Source organism: Mycolicibacter sinensis (assembly GCF_001667375.1).
In the GTDB taxonomy this organism is placed as follows: Bacteria; Actinomycetota; Actinomycetes; order Mycobacteriales; family Mycobacteriaceae; genus Mycobacterium; species Mycobacterium sinense_A.
Genome location: NZ_LZIN01000015.1, coordinates 19,331 through 42,964 on the forward strand (window position 1 = coordinate 19,331; position 23,634 = coordinate 42,964).

Sequence of the window (23,634 nt, forward strand, 5' to 3'; positions counted from 1 at the left end):
CCTATGAACCGCGACCGCGTCGTCCTGGCCGTCGACCTGGGCACCGGCGGCCCCAAGGTCGGGTTCGTCGCCCTGGACGGCACTGTGCTGTGGTCCGACCTCGTCGCGGTGCCGACCTCCTACGGGCCGGGCGGGGCGGCAACCCAGGATGCCGGTCTGTGGTGGGCGATCATCCGCGACGCCACCCGCCGCGGACTCGCCGAAAGCGGGGTGCGCGGCGATCAGGTGACCGGGGTCTCGATCACCGGGCAGTGGGCCAGCACGGTCGCGGTCGACGCCGACGGCCGTCCGGTGGGCCCGTGCGTGATGTGGATGGACACCCGTGGAGCGCCCTACAGCCGCAAGGCCTTCGGTGGGCGCCTGCAGGGCTACCGGCCACGGGCGCTGCTGCACTGGCTGCGGCGCAATGGCGGCATCCCGAGTCCGAGCGGCGACGACCCGGTCGGACACATGCTGTATCTGGCGCACGGCGATCCGGCGGTGTTCGCCAGGGTCCGTTGGTTTCTGGAGCCGGTGGACTACCTGAGCATGTGTTTCACCGGGCGCGCCGCGGCATCGCGCGCCTCGATGATGGGCGCCTGGCTCACCGACAACCGCCGGTTGGGTGTGCTCGACTACGACGACGTGCTGGTGCGGCTGTCCGGCGTCGACCGGTTCCGGCTGCCCCCGCTGGTTCCGACCGGTTCGATCATCTCGATCGTAGCCCCGGCGGTCGCCGCCGATCTGGGCATTTCGCCTGCGGCGCAAGTGGTTACCGGCACCCCTGATCTGCACAGCGCGGCGGTGGGTTCCGGCGCGGTACGCCTCGGCGAGCTGCACATGACCATCAGCACCACCTCATGGATCAGCTGCCCGGTGGCGGTCAAGAAGACCGATGCGCTGCACCAGCTCGCGACGGTGCCGGGTCTGGACCCGTCGAGCTACCTGCTGGTCAACAATCAGGACACCGCCGGTCGGGCGTTGCAATGGTTGCGCGACAACGTTTTCGACGATCTGGATTACGACGCGCTGACCGCTTTGGCCGCCAGCGCACCGGCCGGATCCAACGGGGTCATCTTCACCCCGTGGCTCAAAGGCGAACACTCTCCCATCGACGACCGCAACGCCCGAGGCGGCTTCCATAACCTGTCGCTGGACACCACCCGCGCCGATCTGGTGCGCGCGGTGCTCGAAGGGGTGGCGTACAACAGCCGCTGGCTGCTCGACTGCGTGAACCGGTTCACCAGCACTACCGGGCCGATCCGGATCGTCGGCGGCGGTGCCCGCTCGGATCTGTGGTGCCAGATCATCGCCGACGTGAGCGGCCGTACCTGCGAACGGGTCGCCGACCCGCTCAACGCCCAATTGCGCGGCGCCGCACTGTTCGCCGGTATCGGGATGGGCGAACTGGACCGCGACGAGTTGCGCGATCTGATCCCGCTCGACGGCGTCTTCGAGCCGGTCGCGGCGAACCGGGCGGTCTATGACCGGCTCTTCGCCGAGTTCCCCGGGCTCTACAAGACACAGAAAGGCATGTTCGCCCGGCTGGCGCCGGCCCGTTGACCCCTGTGCAGAGCTACCGCTGGTCGGCCGCCATGGCATCCCGAAGGCTCTTGGGCCGCAGGTCGTTCCAATGCTGTTCGACGTACTCCAGACACGCCGCGCGGTCGGCACCCTGTTCGCCTCCGTAGACCACTCGCCAGCCGGCGGGAACGTCGGCGAAAGTCGGCCACAGGCTGTGCTGATCCTCGTTGTTGGCCAGCACGTAGAAGGTGCCCGTCTCGTCGTCAAAGGGGTTGGTGCTCATGAGTTCTCCTCGTTATTTTGACCGCGAGCAGTCGCCAAAGCCCCCTCAGACGCCGCCGAAAGGGAGCTTTCGCGACTGCTCGCCGGGATATGGGTGCCCAGGATCCGGTCGGTCAGCAGTCCCAGACAGCTCAGGTTCGGAAAACCCGGCCCCTGGGTGAGTCCGGCCAGGTTGGGCAGGAACAACTTCGGGGCGACGCCGGCGACGGACAGGTCGTGGCCGATCGCCTCGGCCAGCCGGTCCCCGGACAGCGGGCCGCCCAGGCCCAGCTCCAGCAGATCCAGAGTGTCCTGGCCGAACAACGGCACGAACCACAGCGGGTCGGCGCCGGACCCGTCGATGACCAGGTCGAAGCCGTGCACGGTCTCGAAGTTCTCACCGCCCCGGTTCGTGCTCAGCGTCAGCCGGATTCGGCTGTCCCGGGCTACCGCGTGCGCGACCCGGCCCCGCAGATGCCGGATCCGGTCATCGGCGAGCAACGCGTCCTGCACTCGCGCCGAGAACACCCCGCGGTCGGTGCGGGCCAGCGCATCACGGCGCTCGGAGAGGGTGAGCGCGGTCCAATCGGTCGGGTCGGAGAACAGCGAGTTCTCGAAGAACCCTTCCCCGCGGGTGAACAGCGTCACCTGCGGGGAGATCACCGTGATCGTCGAAACCCGGTGGCGGAACAGTTCGTTGAGCATCGAGGCGGCGGTTTCGCCGCCGCCGATAACCGCGACGCGCTCGGCGCTGATCCGGTCGGCGGCGGCCCGGTGCCAGAACTGGGCGATCGAGAGCACCAGCGGGTTGCCGGGCAGGATCGACTTCTCGGCCTGGCCGGGGCCGGTGATCATCACCGCATCGGCGGCCACCTCGGTCTCGCGGGTCCGCAACGACCAGCCGGTGCCGTTGACCGACAGTCGGTCCACCTCGCCGGGAATGACGTGCAGCTGCACCGCATCGGCGACCCAGCGCAGGTACTTACTCCACCGCAGATGGGTGGGGGCGGGCCGGCCTCGATCCACCCATTCGGCGAATTGGCCGGTGGCGATCAGGTAGGCCTGCCAGCTGTAGCGCGTCATCCGCTCGTCGATCTCGGCGTTGCGGCCGGCCACCACCGCCGACCGGTAGGGGAAGCCGACGTCTTTCTCCGGGCTGGTGCCCAGCCGGTGCGCGCCGTCGGTCCAGCCGCCGGAGGCGCGCCAGTTGGCGGCCACCTCGGTGCGTTCGACGGCGACGACGTCCGGTGCGGCGACGCCCATCTCGCGCAGCACGGCGGCTTTGGCGGCCACCGCGACGGCTTTGGCCCCGGCGCCCACCACGGCAAGTGTGCTCACAGCGCCTCCCCCAGTGTCGTCACCGCGTCGCGCCACAGCGCCGCCAGGTCGGCTGCTTCCGCCGCGGTGGTCAGTTGGTCACTCCAGCACCAGGTGGTCCGCAGCTGCGGGCCGGCCGCGCCGACCTGGATCGCCGCGATCACATCGAAGGTGTAGCGCAGCGGCAGGTCGGGTTCGGACACCAGCGGCAGCAGCGCGGTCACCTCCGGATCGGTGCACAGCGTCCACGGCGCCGACTGCGGGGTCAGGTCGAGTCGGCCGACGTAGTTGAACTCCACCTGGGGGTGCGGCGCGGCGGCCAGTTCGGGGTCGCGGCGCTGGTAGCGCAGCAGCCCGTAGTCCAGTCCGTTGCCGGGCACCGCGGCGACGTGGTCGGCCACCGCACGCAGCAGGGCACGCGCGGCGGCCGGGTCGCGCCGGGCCGACGTGATGTCCACCGGCGTCCCGCCGCCCAGTCTCACCGGGAAGACGTTGGTGAACCAGCCCACCGTGGCCGAGGTGTCCAGCCCGGGTAGCAGGTCGTCTTCGCGACCGTGGCCCTCCAGGGCCACCAGCACGCCGTGTTCGGTGGGTTCGCCGCGCCGGGCCCGCCATGCCGTCAGCGTCATCGTCAGCGCGGTCAGCAGGAATTCGCGCACCCCCACACCGGCCGCGGCCACCTTGTCCAGCATCACCGTCGTGTCGCGCACCTCGCTCAGGGCCTCGGTGGTTCGCAGCGAGGCCCAGGTGTCGCGGCGCGGGTCCGGCAGTCGGGCGCCCAGCGCCGGGTCGGGGCCGCGCAACTGCTCCAGCCAGTAGTCGCGTTGCGCGGCGACCTCCGGCCTTTCGGCGCGCTGCCCCAGTTCGTGGGTCCACTGCCGGTAAGTGGTGTATTCCCCTGTCAGCCAGGGCGATTCGTGTTCATCGAGCTGTGCCCAGGCGGCGGCGAGCCCGGCCAGCAGCACATACCAGGAGACCACGTCGGTGGCCAGGTGGTGCACCACCAGCAGCAGGTGGCCCCCCGCCGCGGCGTCACACCACAGCGCCCGCACCATTGTCCCGGCGAACGGATCGATGCCGTCCACCGCCTCGCGGACGTGGCCGGCCAACGCCTCTGCCGCCGGACCGTCCACCCGGGTCAGGACGTCGGCCGCGGCCACCGCACCGGGCGGCCTGGTGACCAGCCGGTAGTCGCCGTCGACGATGTCGAGGCGGGCGCGCAGCATATCGTGCCGGTCCAGCACCGCCTGCAGCGCCATTTCCAGTTGCGCCGCCTCGATACCCGGCGGCAACGTGATCAGCATCGACTGGGACAGCCGGCGGAAGTTGCCGTACTCATAGAGCCACGACACGATCGGTGCCGGCATCACCTCACCGAATCGCTCGGCGTCCTCGGCGGCGGGCAACGCCGGCGCTTCCTCGGCCAGATCGATTGCGGCAGCGAGCAGTTCGATCGTCGGATTAGCCAGCACCAGGCGTGGTGTCACTGCCAGCCCACGCAGTTTATTCACCAGGGAGATCGCCATGATGCTGTCCAGGCCCAGCTCGAACAGGTTGCGGGTGACGCCGGGTGCGGCACCGTCGAACAGCTCGGCGAGCGCGACCGCAAGTGCCCGTTCGGTGTCGGTGCTCGGCGCTCGGCCGGCGTCCTGCCAGGCGATGTCGCCGGCCCGAGCCAGCAGCGCCTCAGCGTCCAGTTTTCCGTTGGGGGTCAATGGCATTGCGTCCACCGCGATAATCCTTGCCGGCATCATGTAGGCCGGTAGGCGGGTGCTGATGTCGGCACGCACCCGCGACGGGTCTGCACCGGCCGGGCCCGCGATGAAGCCGATCAGACGAGTGCCGTTGCCGCTCCGCAGCGGCAGCACCGCGGCCGCGGTTATGCCCAGGCTGGCCGACAGCGCCGCTTCGATCTCGGCGACTTCGACTCGGTAGCCGCGCACCTTGACCTGATCGTCGCTGCGCCCCAGGAAACTGAGCTGCCCGTCGGCGCGACGCCGGACCAGGTCCCCGGTGCGATACATCCGGCCGCCGGCACGAAACGGGTCGGCGACGTAGCGGACCGCGGTCGCCCCGGCGAGGCCCAGGTAGCCGCGGGTGACCTGCGCGCCGGCCAGGTACAACTCGCCGGCCACCCCGTCGGGCACTTCCCGCAGCGCGGAGTCCAGCACGTGGGCGCTCATGCCCCGCACCGCCTTTCCGATCACCGGAACATCGGTGTCGGCGACGTCGGCGACGATGGCCTCCACGGTGGTTTCGGTGGGCCCGTAGCAGTTGTGCACCGCCGTCGAGGGCACCGCCCGCAGCCGCGCCCAGGTGTGCGGGGCGATCGCCTCCCCGCCAAGCGCCAGCACCGTGAGGCGGTGCTCGGATTCGGCATCGAGCAGGCCGGCGTCGAACAGTTGGGTGAACATCGACGGTGAGGTGTCGATCATGTCCAGCCGGTGGCGGCGGATGCCGTCGATGATCGCGTCGGCATCACGCATCTCCTCAGCGGAGAACAGGTGCACACTCTGACCGCCCAGTAAGCCGACCAGTGGCTGCCAGCTCGCGTCGAAACTCAGCGACCAGGCGTGCGCGACGCGCAGTGCCCGGCCCAGGCGCGCCACTGCCGGCGCATACATGCGTTGCTGGTGGTCGGCAAAGTACGAGGTCAGTGCGCGGTGGGTGCCGACGACGCCCTTGGGTTCTCCGGTGGATCCGGATGTGAAGATCACGTAGGCGGCCGAGTCGGGGTGGATCTCGGTCGGCGTAGGGCGCTGCGCGGCACCTTCCGAACGCAGCTCGGCCAGCACCTCGGCGGTCAGTGTCAGCTTCGGATCGGCTTGGCGCAGGATCGATTCGATGCGAATCTCGGGCAAGCTGATGTCGATGGGGACGTAGGCCGCCCCGGCCTGCAGCACCGCCAGGATCGCAATGACCGAATCCAGCGAACGGGGCAGCGCGATCGCGACCCGGTCTTCGGGACCGATCCCCCGGCCGGCCAGTGCCCGCGCCAACCGGGCCGATTCGGCCGCCAGTTCGGCGTAGGTCAGACTGCGGTCCTCGCCGGTGAGCGCCGGATTGTTCGGGTGCGCGGCGGCGGCCGCGGTGAACAGGGCGGGCACCGAGGTGGCCGCCGGCGCCGCCGAATCGGCGATCCGGGCCCGCTCAGCGGCCAGCAGCACATCCAGATCGGCGACGCGGGGCCGCGCGGGATCGGCCAGCTGGCGCAGCACCTGCAGCAGCCGCTGCCCCAGATCCGGAACCGACAACTCCCCCAGCGCATCTGGGATGGCCTCGAGCAGCACGGTGAGCCGGCCATCTCGTGGCGGGTAGCTCACCACGGTCAGCGGATAGTGGGTGAGGCTTTCCACCGTGACCGGAATGAACCGCACGCCGTCGGGAGTGGTCACCCCGGTGGCCGCCGAGCCGATCGGGGCGTTCTCGAACACCAGCAGGGTGTCGAACAGCGCGTTGGGACTGTCCCGCTGGACCGTGGCCAGGCTCACATAGGCCAGGTCACGCATGGTTGCGGTATCACGTTGCAGCGCCCGGCAGGTCGTGACGACCTCGGCACGCGGCGGTGTCGGGGCGACCACTGCAACGGTGTTGATGAACAAACCGACCATGGTTTCGACGCCGGTGAGCTGCTGGGGCCGACCGGAGACCACCGCACCGAAGGCCACCTCGTTGCGATCGGTGAGCCGTCCCAGCAGCACCGCCCAGGCGAACTGCAGCACGGTGTTCAGGGTCAGGCCGTGCCGGCGGGCCCACTCGGTCAGCCGAGCGGTGTCGTCGGGCTCCAGGGCCACCTCGTGGGTTTGCGGTAGGACGCTGCCCAATTCGGCCCGGTCACCGCCGGCCAGGATGGTCGGGGCGCTCAACGAAGCCAGGTAATCGCGCCAGGCGGCGGCGGCTTCCTCGGTGTTTTGGCTGGTCAGCCAGCCGATGTAGTCGCGGTAGGGGCGCGGCGGAGGCAGCGGATCGACGCCGCCGGCCCGATAGATCGCCACCAGTTCGTCGAAGAACACCGCCATCGACCACCCGTCGATCAGCAGGTGGTGCACGGTGAGGATCAGCCGGTGCTGCTCGGAAGCGGATTGGACCAGCAGGAAGCGCAGCAGCGGCCCGCGGTCCAAGTCGAAGTTCGTGGTGCGTTCGATGCGCGCGATCTCATCGAATTCGCTTGGTGCAGCCGCAGTCTCCCGCCAGGGAAGGTCCGATGTCGCCGGGATGATCTGCACCGGGTGTGGCAGGTCGACATCCCAGAACGACGCCCGCAGGTTGGCGTGGCGGGCCAGCATCGCCTCGGCGCTGCGGCGCAGCAGCGCGGGGTCGACGGTGCCGACGATATCGATGACGAACTGCACGGTGTAGACATCGACACCGTCGTCGGTGGCGAGTTTGGCCAGCGAGAACAATCCCTGCTGCAGCGGGGACAGCGCCAGCACGTCCTCGATCACCGGCCGTTGGGATGTCTCGGTCACGACGAATCGCCCCAGGATGCGGTCAGATCCGCCAGTGTCTCGCCGCTGAGACCCGAGACGCTCATCGGGGCGAACGCCGTGTCGTGCGGCTCGCTGTCGTCGACGGCGCGACTGTCAGCGGCGGCGGCGAGGTCGGCGAACGTCGGGTTCTCGAAGATCATCCGCGGGTCGATATCCACTCCGGCCGCCCGCGCCCGGGCGGCCAGTTGCACCGAGAGGATGCTGTCGCCGCCGAGTTCGAAGAATCCGTCGCTGCGCCCGATCCGCTCGGCGCCCAGCAACTCGGCGCAGATGCCGACCAGGGTCTGTTCGGTGGCGGTGACCGGCGGGTCGACTTCGCCGCGGGTGGCCACCGCCGGCTGCGGCAGTGCGGGCCGGTTCAGCTTCCCGGAGTCGGTCAGCGGCATCGTCTCCAGCACCGTCAGTGACGACGGCACCATGTAGCCGGGCAGAGTCGCGGCCACCGCGGCACGTACCGACGCGATGAACTCCGCCGCATCGGAGACGGGGCCGGCCGGTACCACGTAGCCGGCCAGCGTGGTGCCGCCGCGCTGTTCCCAGGTGCGGGCGGCCGCCGCCGCAACCCCGGGGGCGCCCCGCAACGTCGCTTCCACCTCGGCCAGCTCCACCCGGAAACCGCGCACCTTGACCTGATGGTCGGTGCGGCCGACGAATTCGAGTACGCCGTCGTTGCTCCAGCGGGCGCGGTCCCCGCTGCGGTAGAGCCGATCACCCGGATTGAACGGGTTGGCGACAAACCGGGTTGCGGTCAGCGCGGGGCGTTTCCAGTAGCCGAGGACAACCTGCGGGCCGGCGTAGTAGACCTCGCCGACCACTCCTGGCGGCACCGGCTGTAGCGCATCGTCGAGCAGGTAGGCCTGCGCGCCGGGCGTGGGGCGGCCCAGTTTCGGGGTGGGCGGTGCCAATTCGCCGCGCACCACCGCGCCGGAGGTCTCGGTGGCGCCGAAGTTGTTGAGCAGCTGCGTCTTCGGTCCGAGCACCGCGGCCAGCCGGGCCAGCAGGTCCGCCGAGACCGGCTCACCGCTGCACACCAGGCGCCTCAGGCCGGCCACGGCCTGGGGTGCGGAGTCCACCAGCACCGAGATCAGGCTGGCGACCGCGGTCACCTGGGCCACCTGCTCATCGACGATCAGCCGGGCCAGTGCCTCAGGGTCGCGGAACTCGTTGTCATCGGCCAGGATCATTGTGGCCCCGGCGGCCAGCCCGGCCAGCAGCTCCATGCCGCCCTCCAGGAATGTCATCGACGACTGGGCCAGCCGGATGTCGCGCCCCTCCACCGGATAGTGGGCCAGTTGCCAGTTCAGCCGGGCACTCATCGACCGGTGGGTGCCCACCACGCCCTTGGGCACACCGGTGGAGCCGGAGGTGAACACCAGATACATCGGGTCATCGGGGTGCGGCACCGGAAGATCTGCAGCGGCAGCGTCTTTCGACAGCTCCGCCTGCACGTCGACATCGTCGGGGCACACCAGGGTCACGCCGGCCGGCGCCGGCATCGCGTCACGCATCGCCGCGCTGACCACGATCACCTTCGGTGCGACATCGGCGACCATGAATTCCAGCCGCTGACGCGGGTAGCTCGGGTCCAGCGGGAAGTAGCCGGCGCCGGCCTTCATGATGCCGACCAGCGCCACCGCCAGGTCGAGGTCCCGTCGCACCGACAGGCCCACCAGCGTCCCGGGCTGCACGCCGGCCTTGATCAGCAGTTCGGCGAACCGATCTGAGCGGTGGTGCAGCTGCGGGTAGGTCAGCTCCGCACCGGCGCAGCGCACCGCGACGCCGTCGAAGCTTCGGCTCGGGGCCAGCACCTCGGCGATGGTGCGCGGATCCCCCTGCGGGATCTCGGCGCCGCGGCTCTGGGTAAGGATCCACTCACGCTGCTCGTCGTCGACGAGCCCGATGTCCCGCAGGGTTCGCTCCGGGGCCGTGGCCATCGCGGCCAGCACCCGGCCCAACCAGTCGGCCAGGCGCTGCACGGTGGTGCGCTCGTAGAGGTCGGTGCGGTAGATCAGATGCCCGTCGTACCCGGCGGCCTCGCCGCCCTCGGTGGCGAACAGGTTCACCGACAGATCGGCGTGGGCGATGTCGAACGTCGGCATCACGGTGCGGAACACCAGGTCCCCATCGGCGCTGCTGTTCACCACGTGGCTGACCTCGGCGGCGTCGCGGACGTGGACCACCACCTGGAACAGCGGGTTGCGCGACAGCGTCCGGACCGGGTTGAGCGCCTCCACCAGTCGGTCGAACGGCAGGTCGGCGTGCGCGTAGGCACCCAGCGCGGCCTCGCGGGCCCGGAGCACCACCTCGCGCAACGTCGGATTGCCCGACAACCGGTTTCGCAGCACCACGATGTTGACGAAGAACCCGACCAGGTTGTCCAGCGCGTTGTCGTCGCGGCCGGCGACCGGCACGCCGAGCGGGATGTCCTCGCCGCTGCCGGCCAAGTGCAGCAGCACCGCCACAGCGGCCTGCAGCACCATGAATTCGGTGGCGCCGGTCTCGCGGGCCAAGCTGGCCAGTCCGGCCCGCACCTGCGGCGTGATGGTGAATGCGACGGAGTCGCCGGCGCCGTTCGCGGTGGCCGGGCGCGGGAAGTCCGGGCGGGGCCCAGTGTCGTCGGCCAGGCCGGCCAACTGCTCCATCCAGTAGCGGCGCTGCGTCTCGATCAGTCCGGACTCGTCGCGCAGCAATTCGCCTTGCCAGTGCGCAAAGTCCGCGTACTGCAACGCCGGTGGGGCCCAGGGGGGTTCGGCGCCGGTGGCCCGGGACCGGTAGGCGATCAGCAGGTCGGTGAAGAGCACCTCCACCGACCAATGGTCGGCGGCGATGTGGTGCACCACCAGGGAGAGCACCCGCTCATCACCGGGCAGGTGCAGCAGCGCCGCCCGAATCGGCCATTCGTGTTCCAGATCGAATCCCGCGCCGCGCTGCTCATCGAGGCGCGCCCGGGTCCACTGCGCCACCTCTGCGGGATCGATTGCCGGGCAGCGCAGCTCGGTCACCTGTATTGCAGCGGGCGGGTTGATGATCTGGTGCGGCACTCCGTCGATTTCGCAGAAGGTGGTGCGCAGGCTGTCGTGGCGGGCCACCACGTCGTTGATCGCCAGCACCAGGGCCGCGGTGTCGCAGGGTCCGGTGAGCCGGGCCGATAGCGGGATGTTGTCGCCGGTCGCGTCGGGGTCCAGCCGGTAGGCGAACCAGGTGCGCAGCTGCGACGCCGACACCGGAACCGGACCCGACCGCGGCACCGCGACCAGCGGCGGGCGGCCCGGCCCGTTCTCCCCGGCCAGCGCCCGCTCTATCGCGGCGGCCAGCCGGGCCACCGTGCTCGCCTCGAAGATGTCACGGATACCGATCTCCGCCCCGCACCGGTCGCGGATTGCCGCCACCAGCTTGGTGGCCAGCAGTGAGTGGCCACCCAGATCGAAGAACGAGTCGTCGGCGCCGACGCGTTCGCGGCCGAGCAGTTGCGAGAACAGCTGCGCCACCGTGCGTTCGGTGTCGGTCTCCGGTTCCCGGTACGCCGCGGTCTCGATCGGCTGGGGGTCGGGCAGGGCCGCGCGGTCGATCTTGCCGTGGGCGGTGATCGGAATGTCGTCGACCACCACGTAGGCGGCCGGGGCCATGTATTCCGGCAGCGCGGCGGCGACCCGGGTCCGGATCCGTGGGATGTCGACTTCGGACCCGTCGCCGGCCGGGGTCAGGTAGGCGACCAGGCTGCGACCGAGCGCAGGCAGGTCGGAGACCACGACCACGCACTGCCCGACACTGGGGTCCACCGAGATGGCCGCGGCCACCTCGCCGAGTTCGATGCGGAAACCGCGGACCTTGACCTGATCGTCGGCGCGGCCGATGAATTCCAGGTCGCCGGCGGCGTTGCGGCGGGCCAGGTCACCGGTGCGGTACATCCGCTGCCCGAGCGCCCACGGGTCGGCGACGAAGCGTTCCGCGGTCAGGCCGGGCCGGTCGAAGTAGCCGCGGGCCAGATGGGTTCCGCCGATGTAGATCTCGCCGATCACACCGACAGGTACCGGTTGCAGCGCGTCGTCGAGCAGCCGGATGGTGGTGTTGATGTTGGGGCTGCCGATCGGCACGATCCGGTTGCCCTGGGTGCCTTCGACTTTGTAGCGGCTGGAGTTGACCACGGTCTCGGTGGGGCCGTAGAAGTTGTGCAGCAGCGCATCGAAGGTGGCGTGGAACTTGTCGGCCAACTCGCCGGGCAACGGTTCGCCGCCGATCGGGATGCGTCGCAGGGTGCGCCACTGGTTGACTCCGGGCAGCGACAGGAACAGGCCGAGCAGCGAGGGCACGAAGTGCATGGCGGTCACGCCTTCGCGCTGCAGCAGGTCGGTCAGGTAGCCGATGTCACGCAGCCCGTCGGGACGTGGAATGACCAGCCGGGCACCGTTTCCCAGGGTGCCGAACAGTTCTCCGATCGAGACGTCGAAGCTCGGCGAGGCGACCTGCAGCAGCACGTCGGTGTCGTCGATGCCGTACTCCTCGCCGAACCACATCAGGTATTCGGCGATCGGGGCGTGCGCGACCTCCACACCCTTGGGCAGCCCGGTCGAACCCGAGGTGTAGATGAGGTAGGCCAGGCTTTCCGGCCGCAGTGGGCGTACCCGATCGGCGTCAGTCGGGTCGGTGTCGGGCCGGCCGGCCAACTCCGCTGAGGTGAGCGGTTCGCGTATCACCAACTTCGCCCGGGCGTCGCCGAGGATGAATTCGATTCGGTCCGGCGGATATTCCGGGTCGACGGGCACGTAGGCGGCGCCGGCCTTGGCGATGCCCAGCGCGATGACCACCAGGTCGAGCGAGCGCCCCAGCAGCACGGCGACCTTGTCCTCGGTGCCGATGCCGGCCGCGATCAGGTGGTGGGCGATCCGGTTGGCGCGGGCGTTGATCTCGGCGTAGCTGTAGCGGCCGTGGTCGTCGACGACGGCGATGGAGTCGGGGGTCAGCGCCGCTCGGTCGGCGACCAGCGCGCCCAGCGTGATCGGCGGGCCGGCGAAGTCCGGTCCGCACGAGACCGCGTCGAGCCAGGAGCGGTCCGCTTCGCCGAGCATGTCCAGTTCGCTGATGATGGTCTCCGGTTGTGCGACCGCGGCGGCCAGCAACTGCACCAGATGCCGCAGCAGTTGGCCGACCAGGGCCGCGTCGAGCACATCGTGCAGGTATTCGGCTTCGATCAGCGCACCGTTATCACCGGTCTCGACCATGATTCCCAGCGGCAGCTGCGCGATCTTGCCGCGGTAATCGGCACGCTCGCAGGTGATTCCGGCCGGGCGAAAGCCGCCGGAGTGCACGCCGTCGCCGGCGCGGAAGCCGAAGCTGAGCCGGGTGAGTCGTTCCACTCCCCCGTTGCGCCGGTCCGGGTTGAGTTCGCGGACCACCCGGTCGAGGTTGATGCCCTGATGCGCGAACGCACCCAGCGCGGTGTCGCGGGTTTGAGCCAGCAGTTCGACGAAGCGGGCAGCGGCGTCCACCTTCGCGCGCAGCACCACGGTGTTGCCGAAGTAGCCGATCGCGTCCTCGGTGCCGGCGGTGCGGTTGAGAACCGGTGAGGCGATGAGGAAGTCGTCGGTGGCGGTGTAGCGGTAAATCAGCGCGGACAGCGCCGCGGCGACCACCATGTAGGGCGTCGCGCCGTTGTCGCGTGCCAGCTCGGCGATGCCGTCCATCAACTCGGCGGGCACTGCGCGAGTGCATATTCCAGCACGCAGCGTGTGGGGCACCGCCGAGCCGCGCGGGCCGGGCAGTTCCAGCGGGTCGGGCGGATCGGCCAGCAGGGTGCGCCAATAGTTCAGGTCGGCCTCGTGATCGGCGCAGGGCGTGGATGCCACAGCGTGTACGGGGGCCAGGGCGGCGAACGCATCGGGGTCTGCGTAGGCGGCGGTCAGGTCGGCGAAGAAGACCGCCCAGGAGGCGTCATCCCAGGCGATGTGGTGGGCCACCAGCAGCAGAATGTGTTCGTCGGGCCGGACCCGGATCAGGGTGAGCCGGAGCGGGGCATCGGATTCCAGCCGGAACGGGGTGGCGAATTCGCGCTGAGCCAGCACCTCCAGCCTCAGCGCCCGGGCTTGCTCGGCCAGGTCGGTGAGGTCGTGGTCGGCGAACCCGGGTGTCACGTCGCCGATCACCGGCTGGGGTTCCCCGTTGTCGTCGACGGCATAGGTGGTGCGCAGCACCGGGTGTCGGGCGGCCACCGCGGCCAGGGCGGAGCGCAGCCGGGCAGGCGCCAGCGGGCCGGTCAGCCGGTAGGAGACCGAGATGTTGGCGAGGGTGCCGTCGGGGTCCAGGGCCTGCACGAACCACATCCGGCGCTGCCCGTCATTCATCTCCGGCTGCGCGGGTGCCGCGGGTTCGGTGGCCGGCGCGGAGGCGCTCAGCCCGCGTTCGGCGAGCCGGCGGCGCAGCAACTCCAACCGCAGCTCGGTCGCGTCGGTCGACTGGTCGACGGTGTCAGTCATGGGTGAAGACAGTCCTTTCCGTCACCGCGGCCGGCGCGGTGTCGTCATGCAGCGTCGCCGTCAGCTGGGCGCCGGTCATTCCGGCCAGCAGCGGTCCGAGCGCTACCCGTCGGCCGGTCGCCCGGCCCAGTCGCCTGCGCAGGTCCAGGGCGAGCAATGAGTCCAGGCCGAGGTCCACCAGGGCCCGGTGCATGTCGATGTCGTCGGGTGAGTCCAGGCCGAGCACCGTCGCCAGTTCGGCGGCCACCAGCTCGCCGACCGGGCGGCCGGTGTCGGTAGCCACCGATGACGCGGTCAGTGATTCGGCGAACGGGCTGGCCACCCCTTGGCTGTCGAAGAACACCGCCAGCCGGTCGAGGTCGGCGGTCAGGATCGCCGGATTGTTCGGCGCGGCCAGCAGTCCGGCGGTGATCGCCGCTTCGGGCGGCATCGGGGTCAGGCCGGTGCGCGCGATCCGGTTCTTCTCTTCGCCGCTGACCACGGCGACGTCCTGCCACAGCCCCCAGCGGATCGCGTTCGCGTTCACGCCCGCTGCCCGAAGCCGCTCCGCCAGGATGTCGGCCATCCGGTTGGCCGCCGCGTACAGGCCGTGGCCCGATCCGCCCCACAGTGCCAGCACCGACGAGCAGACCAGCACGTGTGCGTCGGCGTTTCGCGGCCAGTGCCGCACCAGGTTGTCCAGTCCGATTACCTTGGCGCCGAAGGCGTCGCGAACAGCAGCATCGCCGATCTGCTCGGCGGCGACGGCTTCGGCCGACGCGGTGTGCACCACCAGCCCGGCCGGTGCCGGGCGGTGCTCGTCGACCAGCGCCGCCAGCGCCGCCTCGTCGGTGATATCGCATCGCAGCGCGCTGATGTTTGCCCCGGTGCGCGCGCGCAGCGCATCCAGTTGCGCCGCAGTGGCACCGGCGGCCCCGCTGCGGCTGAGCAACACGATGTTGCGGGCACCCCGCTCGGCGCAGAACGCCGCGAAGGCCATTCCGATGGCGCCGGTGCCACCGGTGATCACGACGGTCTCCGGAATCGCGGGCACTCCCGGGGCGGTGGAAGACTCGACCAGTCGTCGCGCCCACACCCGCCCGGCGCGCACCGCGACCTCGGTGTCGGTCAGGGTCAGTGCGGTGATCGCGGCCCGGAGGTCGGCGGCAGTGAACTGGGCCGGCAGGTCCAGGTGGGCGAACGTCTGGTCGGGGTAGCCGAATCCGGTGCTGCGGTGCAGCGCCGCCAAGGCGGCGGCCCCGGGCCGCGGCAGCGGATCACTGTCGAGCCGTTCGGCGCCGCGGGTGATCAGCCACACCCGTCTGCAGTTCAGGCCTGGCGCCGGCGGTGTCTGTCTTCCCGCGTGGCCGGCGAAGGCCCTTGCCGCCGCGGTGATCTCAACATCCTCGGCGGGCGGGGCGATGAGCACCAGCAGTTCGGCGTCCGCCGGGGCGACCGCACCGGCGTCCAGACCGGCCGCCAGCCGCGTGGCCAGGTCAGCGGATTCGCCGGTGTAGTCGATGACGGCTACCCCGACGGGCCGGTCCGCGGGTTCATCGACCGGCGCCCACTGTTCGGTCATGACGACCGGCTGCCGGTAGCGCTGCGCGGACGGCTCGACACCGGCCCACAGCCTGGTGGTGTGCATCGGCGCGTGCGGGAAGTGCCGCAGCGGTGCTCCTGCGCCGGGTGCGGCGAAGTCCCGCCAACGATAGCCAGGATCGGAGATCGCCGCAGCAGCGATGTTGGCCGACAGCGCCTCGTCGGCCGGGCGATCGCGGTCGGCGCTGGCCAATACCTGCGCGGAATCGGCAATGTCACCCAGTGGCACCAGCAGGGTGGGGTGCGCCGACATCTCGACGAACGTGGTGACCCCGCGCGCCACCGCGGCCGCGGTGGCCAGGTCGAACCGTACCCGCTGACGCAGGTTGTCGAACCAGTACTGCCGGAACGTCTTACCCGGCGGGATCGGGCCGCCGTACACCGAGCCGATGAACTCCACTGGGGCGCTGTGGAATTGCGCGTCGGGAAGCTGTGCCATCATCCGATCACGCAGGGGCTCCAAAACGCTGGTGTGGGCCGGATAGCGCACCGCCAGCTCGCGGGCGAACACCCCGCGACGGTCGGCGCGCGCCAGGATCTGCTGCACCGCAGCCCATTCGCCGGAGACCACCACCGATTGCGGGCCGTTGACCACCGACAGCTCCACCCAGCCGGGAGTGCCGGCGATGAATTCGGCAGCGGCCTCGGCGCCCAGCGCGATCATCGCCATTCCGAATCGTCCCGGGGCGTCATCGGTCAACTCCGCTCGCGCGATCACCACCGCGACCGCGGCGTCGAGGTCCACCACGCCGGCGGTGTAGGCCGCGGCGAGCTCTCCCAGACTGTGGCCGACGGTGATGTCGGGCAGCACCCCGAAATGCCGCCAGGTGGCGGCCAGCGCCGCGGCGTGGGTGAACTGCGCGGCCTGCACCACCACCGGGTCGGGGTCGTCGGTGCCGCGCAGATAGGTCAACGGCGAGGCGTGCCCGGCGCGGCGGAAGGCATCCGCGCAGCGGTCCGCCTCGGCGCGATAGGCCGCGATGCCGAACAGGTCGGCCCCCATGCCGGACCACTGGTTTCCCTGGCCGGGGAACACGAAGGCGGTGCGGGCGGCCTCCTGCTGATGGGATCGGGCCACCAGCGGGTGGTCGGCGTCGTGGTAGACGGCGTCGAGGCCGCTGATCAGTTCGCCCGCGTCGCGGGCCCGGATCACGGCGCGGTAGCGGCGGATCGGGCGGGTGGCCCGCAGCGTCTGCGCCACGGCCGCGACGCCGGGCCGGCGGGTGTGCAGGTAGCGCGCCAGTGCGCCGGCCTCGGCCTGGACCAGGTCGCGGGCGTGTGCCGAGATCAGGACGGGGATGCGGCCGTCGGGCAGGGCGGTCGGGTGGGTGCTCAGCACGACGGCGCCATTTCCGCGTCGTCGACGGCGACGATCACGTGCGCGTTGGTGCCGCTCATCCCGAACGCCGACACCGAGCCGATCCGGCGGCCGTCGCCGGCCGGCCAGGCGGTGATGGTCTCGGCCAGGGTGATGCCGCCGCCGGCCCCGCCGTCCCAGTCGATGCCGTCGTGCCAGCCGTCGCGCACATGCAGGGTGGGCGGGATCATCTGGTGTTCGGCGGCCAGCAGCACCTTGGTCAGCCCGAGCGCTCCGGCCGCGGCCTGGGTGTGCCCGATGTTGGACTTCACCGAGCCGAGCCGCGGGCCGGCGGCCGGCTCGGTGTCGGCGCCGTAGACGTTGATCAGCGACCGCAGTTCGACGGGATCGCCGACCCGGGTGCCGGTGCCGTGGCCCTCGATCATGCCGACCTGGCCGGGGTGCACGTCCGCGTCGGCCAGCGCGTGCCGGAACAGTCGCTGCTGGGCCTGCTCACTGGGGGTGAGCAAGCCGGTGGTGTGACCGTCCTGGTTGAGCCGGCTGGCCAGCACTTCGCCGTAGATATGCCGGCCATCGCGCAAAGCCGCTGACTTGCGTTGCAGCACAAAGATTCCGGCGCCTTCGGCCCAGACCGTTCCGGTGGCGGCGGCGCTGTAGGGCCGGCAGTGTCCGTCGTCGGACAGCGCGTGCTGCTTGGAGAATTCGACGAAGAATCCGGGCGAGCCCATCACGCACACGCCGCCGGCGAGCGCCATGTCGGCGTCACCGGTCCGGATTGCCTGGATCGCCAGGTGCAGCGCTGAGAGCGCCGAGGAACAGGAGGTGTCGACGGTCAGGGCCGGGCCGGCCAGCCCGAGGGTGTAGGCGACCCGGCCGGAGATCACCGACAACGCGGTGCCGGGCAGCAGGTGACCGCTGTGGGCGGAGAACTGCGCCATGTCCGGGCCGTAGCCGGTGACCGATGCGCCCAGGTAGACGCCGACGTCGTGGCCGGTGAGCTCGTCGGGGTTGATGCCGGCGTCCTCCAGCGCACGCCAGGCCACCCGCAGCGCGACCCGCTGCTGCGGGTCCATCGCGATGGCTTCACGCGGCGCGATTCCGAAGAATCCGGGGTCGAATTCGGCGGCGCCTGAAAGGAATCCGCCGGCGTTGCAGATGGGCTTGAAGCCGTCGCGGTGTGATCCGTCGATGAGTTCGCGCACCGCCCAGTCCCGGTCCTCGGGAATAGTGCTCAGCGCCTCACGTCCGTCGGCCAGCAGCGACCAGTACTGTTCGGCCGTGTCGATTCCGCCGGGCGCCTCGATGCCCAGGCCAACGATGACGACCGGATCCTCGCACCGATCAGGCATCGGCGATGATCCGATTCGCCAGAGTGTCGATGTGTTCGTAGTGGTAGAAGTGCCCGCCGTCGTACAGCGAGACGGTGCAGGCGCCGGTGGTGTGTTCGGCCCAGCCCTCCAGCAGGTCGGTGCCGACGCGGTCGTCGGAGCGGCCGCCGAGCACATTGATGGCGGCGCGGATGCGCACCTCGGGTGCGCACTGGTAGCGGTTGAACGCCAGATAGTCCGAGCGCACCGGGGTGAGCAACAGCGTGAGGAATTCCTCGTCCGCCAGTATGCGCGGGTCGGTGCCGCCGAGTTCCTCCAGTTCGGCACGCAGGTCGGCATCACCGGTGGGCACCTTGCGCAGCCCGGCCACCACGCCCGGGGCCGGCGCGGCCGAGGCCCACAGCCGCTGAATCTCGATGCCGCGTTCTTCGGCGATCCGGGCGAACTCGAAGGCGACGAGCGAGCCCATGCTGTGCCCGAAGAGCCGCAGCGGCCCGACCTGGTGCCAGGGCGCCGCGTCGAAGAGGCTGCGGGCCAGCTCCGGGACGGTTTCGGCGGGCGGTTCGCGGAACCGGTCGGCGCGCTGCGGATACTGCATGACGTAGGTGTCGACGCCGGCGGCCAAGGCCAGCGCCAAGGGGCGGTAGTTGACCGCCGCTCCCCCGGCGTGCGGGAATACCAGGGTTGCCGGCCCGGGCCCGGAAAAGCGGCCCATCCAGGTCGGAAACTGCGCGACGGCCGAGGTGTCGTCCATCCGGTCCCCTCGCATGCAAGTCAGTCTGTTAGTAAAGGCTGCCCTAATTTCCCGGGTTAGATTACCCCTCTGGCGGGCGCGCCGGAAATCCGGGCGGGCTCTTGGCTGGCCCTGGCCCCTCTGCCGCGCCGAACGTGCACTGAGCGCGGTTTTTTCGCACTGAATACACGTTCGGCGAAGGCGGCGCCGCGCCATGGGCCACACTCCCCTGATGGACGTCCGCGCCACGATCGATACCTACCTTCGGGCCTGGATGCAGCAGGACCCGGACCTGATCGTCACGATCTTCACCGACGACGCGACGTATCACGAGCGGGTGCTGGGCGAACCGATCCGCACCCGGGCCGGGATCCGCGACTACTGGCAGAGCAAGGTGGTTGAGGGACAGGCCAATATCGACGCCCGATTGCTCAACCTCTACACCGCCACCGACGGCACCACGGTGATCGCCGAGTGGGAGGCTACCTTCGACGACCGGGTGCAGGGCCACCGCAAGCGGATGCGCGAGGTCGCGATCCTGGAGTTCGCCGGGGAGCGGATCGCCAGCCTGCGCGAGTACTGGGCTTCAGAGGTCGTCGGGTAAAGCGGGTTGGGTATACGTCCTGCGTCAGAGGTGGCTCGCCACGAAGGTCGCGGCCTGACCGGGCATCGGCGACTGCGCGTAGGACAGGTGCGGCGCGGAGACCATCTCCTCCGGTGAAGGCAGCGCCAGGGCGCCCGGTGTACAAATCGGATCGCCGTCCGCACACAGATCAATGGCCTTGGCGCCGTACCACGGGCTGATCTCGCTGATCGGTCCCCCCAGGTACCTGTCGGTCGGGTTCCCGAAGACAGCGACCGCAGCCACATGTTGCGCCTCGTCCTCCGACAGGGTGGCAGCGTTGAAGCCCGCCACCGATGCCCGCGCGATGGTGATCAGGTCGATGACCATCGCGCCTTGGGAGTATCCGCCGAGCACCAGCTTGGTGTCGGGGCAGTTCGCGACCATGGATTGAACGTGAGCGTTCGCATCGCCGGCGCCGGCGGACGCCGACGGCGGCCAATCGTCGGTGGCGGGGTAATTGACCGCGTATACCCCGACGGACCGCCCTCCGGCCTGGGGGCGCAGTGCATCGACGAATCTCTGGCCGACTCCGCCGAGGCCGGGTGGCTCGCCGGTGCCACGGGCGAAGGTCACCTCGACGTCGGGACAGGCGGCAGCGGACGCCGAGGGAGCTGGAGCACCGGCCAGCGTCGCCACGGCGGTCAGCACCGGAACACCGAGCAATACGATCGATCGGCCCGTTGTCATGTCATCGATGCTGGCACACCGCGACGGCGGTCCACCACCCCTGATCGCGACATCTAGCTGGGGTTTTCAGACACTTTCCGGGCATCGAGACGCGGATGTGCCGCCTGAAGTGGGGTCGGCCATCCATCAAGGACCCGATGGCCCGAAGTTGTCGGACCCCGCTGCGATGATGAACTCATGTCAACGACCGCACTGTCCGGCACCCCTCGGAGGGGTCCTGCCCAGCGTCTGGACGTGCTGTTCGAGGAGTTATCCGAGCTGACCGGTCAACGCAACGCCATTGATGGGCGCATCGTGGAGATCGTCGCCGAGATCGACCGCGACAAGCTGTGGGGCGCCACGGGCGTCCGCTCAATCCCGGCCCTAGTGGCCTGGCGAACGGGGGTGTCGCCGAGCAACGCCCACACCATCGCCACGATCGCCCACCGGCTCGACGAATTCCCCCGCTGCGCTGAAGGCATGCGCGAAGGCCGCTTCTCCCTCGATCAAGTCGGCGTGATCGCGCAGCGCGCCGCCGACGGATCCGACGAGCACTACGCGCAACTGGTCGGGGTCGCCACCGTCACCCAACTGCGCACCGCAGTCAAGCTCGAACCACGCCCCGACCCCGACCCGCGAGCCGAACCGGAACGCTCGATCACCAAGACCAGCGACGAACACGGCAGCTGCTGGCGCATCAAACTCAACCCCCTCGATGCGGCAAAGTTCGACGCCGCCCTGCAGTCCCATCTCGATGCGCTGATGGCTGAATGGAAGCGCGATCACGAGGATGGCGGCGGTGCCTCAGAGCAGCGGCCGCCGTTGCCGAGCACCGCCGATGCGTTCATGCGCTTGATCGAAACCGGCTGGGACACCGAGGCCGCCCGCCGCCCCCACGGCCACCACACCACCGTGGTGATGCATGTCGACGTCGAGCAGCAGGTCGGTGCCTTACACCTAGGCCCGCTGCTGTCCGACGCCGAACGGCAGTACCTGGCCTGCGATGCCACCTGCGAAGTGTGGTTCCAACGCGATGGCGAAGTGATCGGTTGTGGTCGATCGACCCGCACGATCAGCCGCCGGCTTCGCCGGGCCCTGGAGCACCGCGACTCCTGCTGTGCGGTTCCCGGCTGTGGCGCCACCCGCGGCCTGCATGCGCACCATATTCAGCATTGGGAAGACGGCGGCCCCACCGAGCTGGCCAACCTGGTACTGATCTGCCCCTATCACCATCGCCTGCACCACCGCGGCATCATCACCATCACCGGCGATGCCGCCAACCTCACCATCACCGACAACACCAACCGACCACTGGAGTCGGCATCGCTAGCCCGACCACCCAAGCGACCCCCACCAGCCGTCCCACCCTGCCCCGGACCCACCGGCGAACGCGCCCAATGGTGGTGGTACCAACCCTTCCAACCCCAACCACCACCGAACACCAACTAGGTTCGCCCCCCGGCCAGCCAGCGCACCGCCTCGTCGATCCTCAAATACGCTGGAGAATAACCAGGTCGTTGCATCGCTTTCCGTCACCGAGCGTCAGAATCACGGCCGAAAGCCAAACCGTCGGAGTGCGCAACGCATAGCCGGAGGACGTGGGCGCGACGACGCTTATGCCATGGGTGATTCACCCCCGGCCAGGGCTACGCGTTCTATGCACGACCCGAAAACCAAGTGCCGCAAGGGACGCCCGTCCGACGACGCCGCACGATGCCCGTTCCCATATCGGTGCACCTTCCGCCCGAGCTGCTGGAACGTGTCCGCAAGGCCGCCCAAGCTGATGACCGCACCTTATCGGTGTGGGTGCGCCAGGCAGTGGAGCACGAACTGCGTGGTTCGTGATCGGTCACCGCCCGCTGGCCGCCGACCTGCTCGGTAATCCTCGCCGAGAATGAAGCGTTATATTCAGCCCATACCCGCCGACACGACCGGCCACCGCATAAAGCTAGTTGCTGCCGGCCTGCGCCAGGTGGGCGCGCGTTGCGACACCATCGCCGGCGGGCTTTCCGCGTCTGCTGCCGCGCCGGCAGTGGCCGCCCTTACATGGCAGACCAACGCAACCGCGGTGAGCACCGCACGTGCTGGCGCGTGCGCGGATCTGGCCGGCGCGGCCGCCCGCTCCCATCTTGGTTACAGGATCCTTCACCAGCAAAGGGAGGCGTACTCGCTGGCGCTGGAGCAGTCGGAGTGTGGATCTTGTCCCAGCTGCCTAAGCTCGTACACCCATTCAGTCCATGACCACGACAACACAAGACCCTTCTGGCGAATGGGGGCGGTTAGCGGCGGTGTCATCGCTAGTCGAGGTGGCGGCCGGCCATGTGAATGACCTCGCCCCAGTTGATCCCGAGGGTTTGCCGGAGTGGTTGGCTATCTTGGGTTTACCGGCCGGCTGGCATCTCGCGCACCTGGAAGAACCGGCCGCACAGCCCTCACGGATCGCGGTCCTACCGCCAGACGGCCGCGGGGGCTCGGCTGCGAAACCATCAGCATCCTTGGCTTCACAGGTGTGCTTCCTTTCGATGTCATTCGGGATGAGGCCGACCGCACCCTGCGTGATCTCCGCGCTACTGGGATCAACACGCAGGACGTCGCCCTTCCCCCCGTCCCAGGCACTATCGCGCTACGCAGCAGCGGGTACTTCAACACCGCTGGACTCCAGGTTTGGGCACAGCACAGCACCTACGTCGCCAACTACGACAAGGGGCGCGGCCTCCTGATCCTGCACGACCTATTCATCGAGTCGAGGTCTCTCGAAAGACTCCGTGACAACATCATCGCCCTCAGTGATGCCGTCCACCACGCATTTCTCACCGCCATCGCGGGATAAGGAACCATGAACGAATGAGCCGAGCAGAGCATGTTCCAGGCCAAAAGCCCGAATTCCGGCCGTTTCCCTACGACACAACCGGACTGCGGGGCAGGAGACTGCGCGTGATGGCGGCCTACCCCACAGATGACGCTGGGATAAATGCCGATCTGCCGGCAGGCATCACGGATGTCATTGCAGTTGATGACACCCCTAACGTCACCCTCAGCCTCCAAGTCCACCCTGTGGGCGATCCCACACGGATCGCATTTGTTGCGTTCGACCAGCTGGCTCTCTGTAGCGAAGATTGATTCCGCCGGGGTCAGGAGTTGCGGAATTGAGGGACCTGCTCTCGGTATGGCGAGCGCTCATCCGAACGCATTGCAGCGCAGCGGAAATTGCGGACATTGGCCAGGAGCTGTTGGCTTCGTGGAGTGAGCCGCACGGGAGATATCACACCACTGCCCACCTTCGCGAGGTACTGCTTCGCGTAGACAAACTAGCGGGACATGCTGTCGACCCGGACGCGGTAC

At 69.5% G+C, this 23,634-nt stretch carries 13 protein-coding genes; 5 read left to right on the forward strand and 8 right to left on the reverse strand.

Going from position 1 to position 23,634, the window contains the following annotated elements; translation table 11 throughout:
- Positions 1-3 precede the first annotated feature (3 nt).
- A complete protein-coding gene (locus tag A5771_RS02660; RefSeq protein WP_064853653.1) occupies positions 4-1,542 on the forward strand; it encodes a xylulokinase in 1,539 nt (512 codons plus the stop codon).
- 13 nt (positions 1,543-1,555) lie between these two features.
- Here A5771_RS02660 and A5771_RS02665 read toward each other — a convergent pair whose 3' ends face one another.
- The 7 genes from A5771_RS02665 to A5771_RS02695 are packed head-to-tail and all read right to left on the reverse strand — an operon-like array spanning position 1,556 to position 19,022.
- Positions 1,556-1,786 carry an MbtH family protein gene (locus tag A5771_RS02665; protein ID WP_064853654.1) on the reverse strand — a complete coding sequence of 77 codons (231 nt, stop codon included), beginning with the start codon at positions 1,784-1,786 and terminating at the stop codon, positions 1,556-1,558.
- Positions 1,783-3,102 carry an NADPH-dependent L-lysine N(6)-monooxygenase MbtG gene (gene mbtG, locus A5771_RS02670; protein WP_064853655.1) on the reverse strand — a complete coding sequence of 440 codons (1,320 nt, stop codon included), beginning with the start codon at positions 3,100-3,102 and terminating at the stop codon, positions 1,783-1,785. The genes A5771_RS02665 and mbtG overlap by 4 nt, the downstream gene beginning before the upstream one ends.
- Positions 3,099-7,550: a non-ribosomal peptide synthetase gene (locus A5771_RS02675; protein WP_064853656.1), complete on the reverse strand. Its 4,452-nt coding sequence runs from the start codon at positions 7,548-7,550 to the stop codon at positions 3,099-3,101. Before A5771_RS02675 ends, mbtG begins: the two co-directional genes overlap by 4 nt.
- A complete protein-coding gene (locus A5771_RS02680) occupies positions 7,547-14,041 on the reverse strand; it encodes a non-ribosomal peptide synthetase (RefSeq protein ID WP_064853657.1) in 6,495 nt (2,164 codons plus the stop codon). Before A5771_RS02680 ends, A5771_RS02675 begins: the two co-directional genes overlap by 4 nt.
- On the reverse strand, positions 14,034-16,961 hold the full coding sequence (locus tag A5771_RS02685) for an SDR family NAD(P)-dependent oxidoreductase (protein ID WP_082947015.1): 2,928 nt from the start codon (positions 16,959-16,961) through the stop codon (positions 14,034-14,036). Before A5771_RS02685 ends, A5771_RS02680 begins: the two co-directional genes overlap by 8 nt.
- The gene (locus A5771_RS02690; protein ID WP_064853658.1) at positions 16,955-18,289 is read right to left on the reverse strand and encodes a polyketide synthase; all 1,335 of its coding nucleotides are present in this window, start codon (positions 18,287-18,289) and stop codon (positions 16,955-16,957) included. Before A5771_RS02690 ends, A5771_RS02685 begins: the two co-directional genes overlap by 7 nt.
- A complete protein-coding gene (locus A5771_RS02695) occupies positions 18,282-19,022 on the reverse strand; it encodes an alpha/beta fold hydrolase (RefSeq protein WP_109400997.1) in 741 nt (246 codons plus the stop codon). Before A5771_RS02695 ends, A5771_RS02690 begins: the two co-directional genes overlap by 8 nt.
- 211 nt (positions 19,023-19,233) lie before the next feature.
- On the opposite strand from A5771_RS02695, the gene A5771_RS02700 reads away from it, so the two are divergent.
- Complete coding sequence (locus tag A5771_RS02700; protein ID WP_064853703.1) at positions 19,234-19,605, forward strand: nuclear transport factor 2 family protein; 372 nt, start codon at positions 19,234-19,236, stop codon at positions 19,603-19,605.
- A 24-nt stretch (positions 19,606-19,629) separates the two neighbouring features.
- Here the strand turns inward: A5771_RS02700 and A5771_RS02705 are convergent, their stop codons facing one another.
- Entirely contained in the window at positions 19,630-20,313 is a 684-nt protein-coding gene (locus tag A5771_RS02705) for a cutinase family protein (RefSeq protein ID WP_082947016.1), read from the reverse strand.
- 177 nt (positions 20,314-20,490) lie between these two features.
- Here A5771_RS02705 and A5771_RS02710 point away from each other — a divergent pair, with 177 nt between their 5' ends.
- From A5771_RS02710 to A5771_RS22935, 3 genes are all read left to right on the forward strand, one after another.
- Positions 20,491-21,741, forward strand: coding sequence for an HNH endonuclease signature motif containing protein (locus tag A5771_RS02710; RefSeq protein ID WP_064853660.1), 1,251 nt, complete (start codon positions 20,491-20,493; stop codon positions 21,739-21,741).
- 264 nt (positions 21,742-22,005) lie between these two features.
- Positions 22,006-22,137 carry a YlcI/YnfO family protein gene (locus A5771_RS21580; RefSeq protein WP_082947017.1) on the forward strand — a complete coding sequence of 44 codons (132 nt, stop codon included), beginning with the start codon at positions 22,006-22,008 and terminating at the stop codon, positions 22,135-22,137.
- A gap of 999 nt (positions 22,138-23,136) precedes the next feature.
- A complete protein-coding gene (locus A5771_RS22935) occupies positions 23,137-23,412 on the forward strand; it encodes a DUF7161 family protein (RefSeq protein WP_428844378.1) in 276 nt (91 codons plus the stop codon).
- Positions 23,413-23,634 lie beyond the last annotated feature (222 nt).

Coding starts and splice junctions, on each gene's coding strand:
- A5771_RS02710 (WP_064853660.1), top strand. CDS start 20,491: ATGTCAACGACCGCACTGTCCGGCACCCCTCGGAGGGGTCCTGCCCAG.
- A5771_RS22935 (WP_428844378.1), top strand. CDS start 23,137: ATGAGCCGAGCAGAGCATGTTCCAGGCCAAAAGCCCGAATTCCGGCCG.
- A5771_RS02695 (WP_109400997.1), bottom strand. CDS start 19,022: ATGGACGACACCTCGGCCGTCGCGCAGTTTCCGACCTGGATGGGCCGC.
- A5771_RS02665 (WP_064853654.1), bottom strand. CDS start 1,786: ATGAGCACCAACCCCTTTGACGACGAGACGGGCACCTTCTACGTGCTG.
- A5771_RS02700 (WP_064853703.1), top strand. CDS start 19,234: ATGGACGTCCGCGCCACGATCGATACCTACCTTCGGGCCTGGATGCAG.
- A5771_RS02690 (WP_064853658.1), bottom strand. CDS start 18,289: ATGCCTGATCGGTGCGAGGATCCGGTCGTCATCGTTGGCCTGGGCATC.
- A5771_RS02680 (WP_064853657.1), bottom strand. CDS start 14,041: ATGACTGACACCGTCGACCAGTCGACCGACGCGACCGAGCTGCGGTTG.
- A5771_RS21580 (WP_082947017.1), top strand. CDS start 22,006: ATGCCCGTTCCCATATCGGTGCACCTTCCGCCCGAGCTGCTGGAACGT.
- A5771_RS02660 (WP_064853653.1), top strand. CDS start 4: ATGAACCGCGACCGCGTCGTCCTGGCCGTCGACCTGGGCACCGGCGGC.
- A5771_RS02705 (WP_082947016.1), bottom strand. CDS start 20,313: ATGACAACGGGCCGATCGATCGTATTGCTCGGTGTTCCGGTGCTGACC.